We start from the raw sequence: 4,853 nt of genomic DNA on the forward strand, positions 1-4,853 counted from the left end.
ACCCCCGCATCCTTATCGATTGCAGGACCGGGCGACCAAGGGCATTGGCGGGCGAGGGCCGCTGAGATGGGAGTAGGAAATAGCATTGGCTTCTTAGGTCTTATCCCTAATGCGCAGGTTCGCCGTGAGATGTGGCACCACGACATTGTGGTGGTGCCGTCGCGCCATGACTATCCCGAAGGTCTCCCAAATACGATCTGCGAGGCGCTTGCGTCGCGGTCTCCCTTGATTATATCGGATCATCCAGCGTTTAGTGGGCGACTTGAGAGCCGCCGCGACTGTCTAATATATCGGGCCGCGCGGCCCGACGCGCTTGCCCGGAGCATTAAGTCGCTAATTGATGATCCTGTCCTGTATCGAACGCTGTCAGAGAACTCTGAGCGCGCCCACGACAGCCTCTATGTGGGTTTGGAGTGGTCGCTGCTGGTCGATAAATTTTTAAACGACCCTGACAACCTAAGCGGATGGGTAGCCGCGCACTGCTTGCAATGACATGCCGTGTGGCGCGTGGCGCGTGCATTGTCCTGCGCTAGCCAGGAGTGCCGTGCAACTTCACACTACAGGATTTCGGCATACCATTCTCTGTGAGGGCTTGGTATACAATTTTTGCAATTGGGTGGGTTGGGATGAGCGATACAGTCGGGATTTTCGGTTTGGGGGCCATGGGGTTCGGCATGGCGGGGGCATTGTGCCGCGCCGGGTTGGTGACGCATGGGTTCGACATCGATGCGGACGCCGTTGCGCGGTTCAGGGCGGCGGGCGGAGCCGGCGGCACCTTTGAAGAGGTCGGCGTGACGCTGGACGCGGTCGTCATCGTGGTCCTGAACGCGGCGCAGACGGAAAGTGTGCTGTTCGGCACCGACGGAATCGCCGCGAGGCTGACGGCGGGCACTGTCATCATCGCTTGTGCCACGATGGCCCCGCAGGTGGCGCGGGACCTGGCCGGGCGCTGCGCGGCTTTGGGCCTGCACTATCTGGATGCGCCGATCTCGGGCGGGACGTTCCGGGCGGCGGACGGGGAACTCTCGATCCTCGCCAGCGGCAGCAAAGAGGCGTTCGCCAAGGCGCGGCCCGCACTGGATGCGATGGCGGCGACCGTGTTCGAACTGGGCGATCAGGTTGGGGCCGGATCGTCGATGAAGGCGATCAATCAGATGCTGGTCGGCGTTCATATCGCCGCGATGGCCGAGGCGATGACGTTCGGCATGACGCAGGGGGTCAGCCCGGAGCAGTTCCTGAAGATCATTCCGCAATGCGCCGGGACAAGCTGGGCACTGGAGAGCCGGGGGCCGCATGTGCGCGACGGCGATTACACGCCGCTGAGCGCGGTCGACATCTGGCCCAAGGATCTGGGGATCGTGATGGACATCGCGCATGGTGCAAAGTTCGGCGCACCGCTGACGGCGGCCGCGTTGCAGCAGTTCATGGCCGCAAGCGGGTCGGGTCTTGGGCGGGAGGACGATGCGGCGGTGGCCAAGGTCTATGCCCGCAACGCAGGGCTGACGTTACCGGGGCAGGCCTGATGGTGGGCGGCTTCTTTGGTGCCATCGCCGACGATTTTACCGGCGCGACTGACTTGGCGGGACTGCTGGCGCGGTCCGGGCAGCCGGTATCGCTTCGCATGGGGGTGCCGGAGGGGGGCGATGCCGGTGCCTTCGAGGTGATTGCGCTGAAGATCAGGACGGTGCCGGTGGATCAGGCCGTCGCACAGGTCCTTGCGGCAGTGGACTGGTTGCAGGCGCGGGGAGTGCAGCGGTTCTTCTGGAAGTATTGCAGCACCTTCGATTCAACGGACCGGGGCAACATCGGCCCGGTGGCCGAGGCGATTATGGAACGCCTTGACGTGCGGCAGACCATTTATTGCCCGGCATTCCCCGAAAACGGGCGTTCGGTGTTCATGGGCAACCTTTTCGTCGGCCAGCAGCCCCTTGCGGAAAGCCCGATGAAGGATCATCCGCTGACGCCGATGCGTGACAGCAACCTGATGCGATTGCTGCGGCCGCAGGTAAGCGGAGACCTGGCCTTGATCGACAGGCTGACCGTGGCGCAAGGGCCAGAGGCGTTGCGCGCAGCACTGGATGCGACCGATGCGGCCCACGTGATCGTGGACGCGGTGGCCGACGACGACCTGCGGGTGATCGCTGCGGCCTGTCGCGACGATGTGCTGATGACCGGGGGCAGTGCTGTGGCGATGCCCTTGCCCGGCCTGTATGGTGCCGCAGGTCTGGTCGATGCGGTCGCACGGGTCGGTTTTGACCTACCACAGGGACCGGCGCTGGTGTTGTCGGGATCATGCTCTGCCATGACGCAACGGCAGGTCGCAGCCTATGCAGCCTGCAACCCGTGCTATCACCTCGACCCGCTGGCGCTGGACCGGGACGGCGTGCAGCCGGTGATCGACTGGCTCGCGGCGCAACAGGGTGCGCCGCTGGTTTCCGCGACCGCCAGTCCCGATGCGGTGCGGGCGGCGCAAGACGCTTTAGGCCGCGCGCGGGCCGGCCAGCTCGTCGAGGATACGCTGGTCGCGATCGCGGTGTCGCAGCGAGAGCTTGGCGTCCGGCGGTTCGTCGTCGCCGGCGGCGAGACGAGCGGTGCCGTGACGCAGGCGCTGGGCGTCACGCGGCTGGACGTGGGGCCAGAAATCGCGCCCGGCGTGCCGTGGTGTGCTGCCGACAGCGACGGCGTGCGCGTGGCGCTGGCGCTGAAGTCGGGGAATTTCGGGGCGGCAGACTTCTTTGCGCGGGCGCTGGCATGAGGGATGCGGCGCTGCGCGAGCTGATCTGCGATCTGGCCCGATCCTTTTACGATCGCGGGTTGACCGGTGGATCGTCGGGCAACATCTCGGCCAGGACAGAGGATGGCGGTCTGTTGGCGACGCCGACGGGATCGAGCTTCGGCAGGCTCGACCCCGCCCGTTTGTCACGGTTCGATGCCAGCGGCGTGCACGTTGCCGGGGACGCGCCCACGAAAGAGATGCCACTGCATACCGCTTTCTACGACACGCGCGGAACTGCGGGTGCGGTGGTGCATCTGCATTCCTGCCATGCCGTTGCGCTGTCGCTGCTGGAGGGAGCGGATGCGGACAACTGGTTGCCGCCGCTGACACCCTACGCGGTGATGAAGCTGGGCAAGGTCGCGTTGCTGCCCTTCTTCATGCCTGGCGATGCCGCGATGGGCGATGCGGTGCGCGCGCTAGGCGGCAAGCGGACGGCAGTTATGCTGGCGCATCATGGACCGGTGGTGGCGGGCAAGGACGTGGAAGCGGCGTGCCACGCGATCGAGGAACTGGAGGAGACGGCAAAGCTGGCTTTGCTGACGCGGGGCATGGGTGCCCGAGGATTGACTGATGCGCAGGTGGCAGGCGTGGTGGACAGGTTCAGCGTGGAATGGGACTGACGTTCTCGGCCAACCTCGGCTTTCTGTGGCAGGAATTGCCCTTGCCCGATGCAATCCGCGCGGCAAAGGCGGCCGGGTTCGCGGCGGTGGAGTGCCATTGGCCCTATGATGTGCCTGCACGCGACGTCGCGGCGGCATTGCGCGAAACAGGCTTGCCGATGCTGGGGCTGAACACGCGGCGCGGTGCGCCCGGCGAGAATGGTTTGAGCGCCTTGCCCGGTCGCGGTTCTGACGCGCGGGCGGCGGTCGACGAGGCGCTTGCCTATGCGGATGCGGTGGACGCGGCGGCCGTGCATGTCATGGCGGGATTCGCAGAAGGGGACGAGGCCGAGGCGGCTTTCGTACACACGCTGAGACACGCCTGCGCCGCGACGGACCGAAGCATACTGATCGAACCGCTCAATCATTACGACGCGCCGGGATATTTCCTGAAGACCACTGCGCAGGCCGAGGCGATCATTGCCAAGGTAGCCGCGCCGAACTTGAAGCTGATGTTCGACTGCTATCATGTGCAATTGATGGAAGGCGACGTCACCCATCGCTTGAAACGGCTCTTGCCGCTGATCGGGCATATTCAATTCGCCTCTGTCCCGGACCGGGGGGCACCGGATCATGGCGAGCTGTCTTACGCCCATGCCTTTGGCGTCATCGACGGAATGGGGTGGGCGGCGCCGCTGGGGGCAGAATACAAACCGCAAGGCCCGACTGCGCCGACGCTGGGCTGGATGAAGCAGAGCTTCACTGACGGTTAAGCGAATGCGACGGACCGCAGCCGTCTTTGGTATGCTTCAGCCTCGATGAATGTATGACGGTGTCGTCGAACGCTGCTTTTCGGTGTTCAGCCCTGATCCTGGGCGCGCAAGGCCAAGTGCGTCGTTGTCGACCAAACTATCAATACAACATGGTTAAGGAACATGGCACAGAATCAGCGCGCTCATTACCTCGCCGCCCCTCTCACTTGTCGGTCTGGCCTGGTTCTTTTCAAACGCGAACGCAGTGCCCCGTTTGGCGTTGGCAATGCGGCTTGCGCCATCATGTCTCGACCGCTACCACGCAGCACAGCCAGAAACGATCCGGCGGGATAAGAATGAAGATCGTATTCGTGATTCCCTATGCGTCCGTCGGGGGCGGAATCCGTGTCGTGGGTTCATACGCCCGTGAACTTGAGGCACGTGGTCATGATGTCTGGGTCGTGTCACAGCCCTTTGTCCCGCAGCAAAGGCGGCTACACAGGTTGAGGTCGATGTTCGGACGCGCCGAGCCTCAACTCCCACCGAAGCAGGCACCGTTCTTCGATTTTCTGGGATCGCGTCATATCGTGTTGAAAATTCCGGGCCAGCCCCATCCGGATGATCTTCCCGACTCTGACGTTATCATTGCGACATGGTGGGAAACCGCAGAATGGGTTGCCGCCCTGCCCTCCATAAAGGGACGAAAATTCTATCTGCTTCAAGATG

Annotated in this window: 6 protein-coding genes; all 6 read left to right on the forward strand. The window is 63.8% G+C overall.

Translation table 11 applies throughout. From position 1 onward, the window contains the following. Positions 1-492: glycosyltransferase family 4 protein (locus ACOI1H_RS23595; protein ID WP_422440612.1), on the forward strand; the 492-nt coding region annotated here is incomplete at its 5' end. 134 nt (positions 493-626) lie between these two features. Then, the gene (gene ltnD / locus ACOI1H_RS23600) at positions 627-1,523 is read left to right on the forward strand and encodes an L-threonate dehydrogenase (protein WP_422440613.1); all 897 of its coding nucleotides are present in this window, start codon (positions 627-629) and stop codon (positions 1,521-1,523) included. Then, positions 1,523-2,755, forward strand: coding sequence for a 3-oxo-tetronate kinase (gene otnK / locus ACOI1H_RS23605; RefSeq protein WP_422440614.1), 1,233 nt, complete (start codon positions 1,523-1,525; stop codon positions 2,753-2,755). The genes ltnD and otnK overlap by 1 nt, the downstream gene beginning before the upstream one ends. Further along, on the forward strand, positions 2,752-3,396 hold the full coding sequence (locus ACOI1H_RS23610; RefSeq protein WP_422440615.1) for an aldolase: 645 nt from the start codon (positions 2,752-2,754) through the stop codon (positions 3,394-3,396). Before otnK ends, ACOI1H_RS23610 begins: the two co-directional genes overlap by 4 nt. Continuing rightward, positions 3,393-4,148 carry a hydroxypyruvate isomerase family protein gene (locus ACOI1H_RS23615; RefSeq protein WP_422440618.1) on the forward strand — a complete coding sequence of 252 codons (756 nt, stop codon included), beginning with the start codon at positions 3,393-3,395 and terminating at the stop codon, positions 4,146-4,148. The genes ACOI1H_RS23610 and ACOI1H_RS23615 overlap by 4 nt, the downstream gene beginning before the upstream one ends. Positions 4,149-4,639: 491 nt before the next feature. Then, positions 4,640-4,853, forward strand: a 214-nt coding sequence (locus tag ACOI1H_RS23620; RefSeq protein WP_422440616.1) for a hypothetical protein, incomplete at its 3' end; no start/stop codon positions are given.

This window comes from Loktanella sp. DJP18 (assembly GCF_049310965.1).
Lineage (GTDB): Bacteria > Pseudomonadota > Alphaproteobacteria > Rhodobacterales > Rhodobacteraceae > Loktanella.

Bases quoted from the DNA above. Each gene is read 5' to 3' on its own strand.
- ACOI1H_RS23610 (WP_422440615.1), top strand. From the start codon at position 2,752: ATGAGGGATGCGGCGCTGCGCGAGCTGATCTGCGATCTGGCCCGATCC.
- ltnD (WP_422440613.1), top strand. From the start codon at position 627: ATGAGCGATACAGTCGGGATTTTCGGTTTGGGGGCCATGGGGTTCGGC.
- otnK (WP_422440614.1), top strand. From the start codon at position 1,523: ATGGTGGGCGGCTTCTTTGGTGCCATCGCCGACGATTTTACCGGCGCG.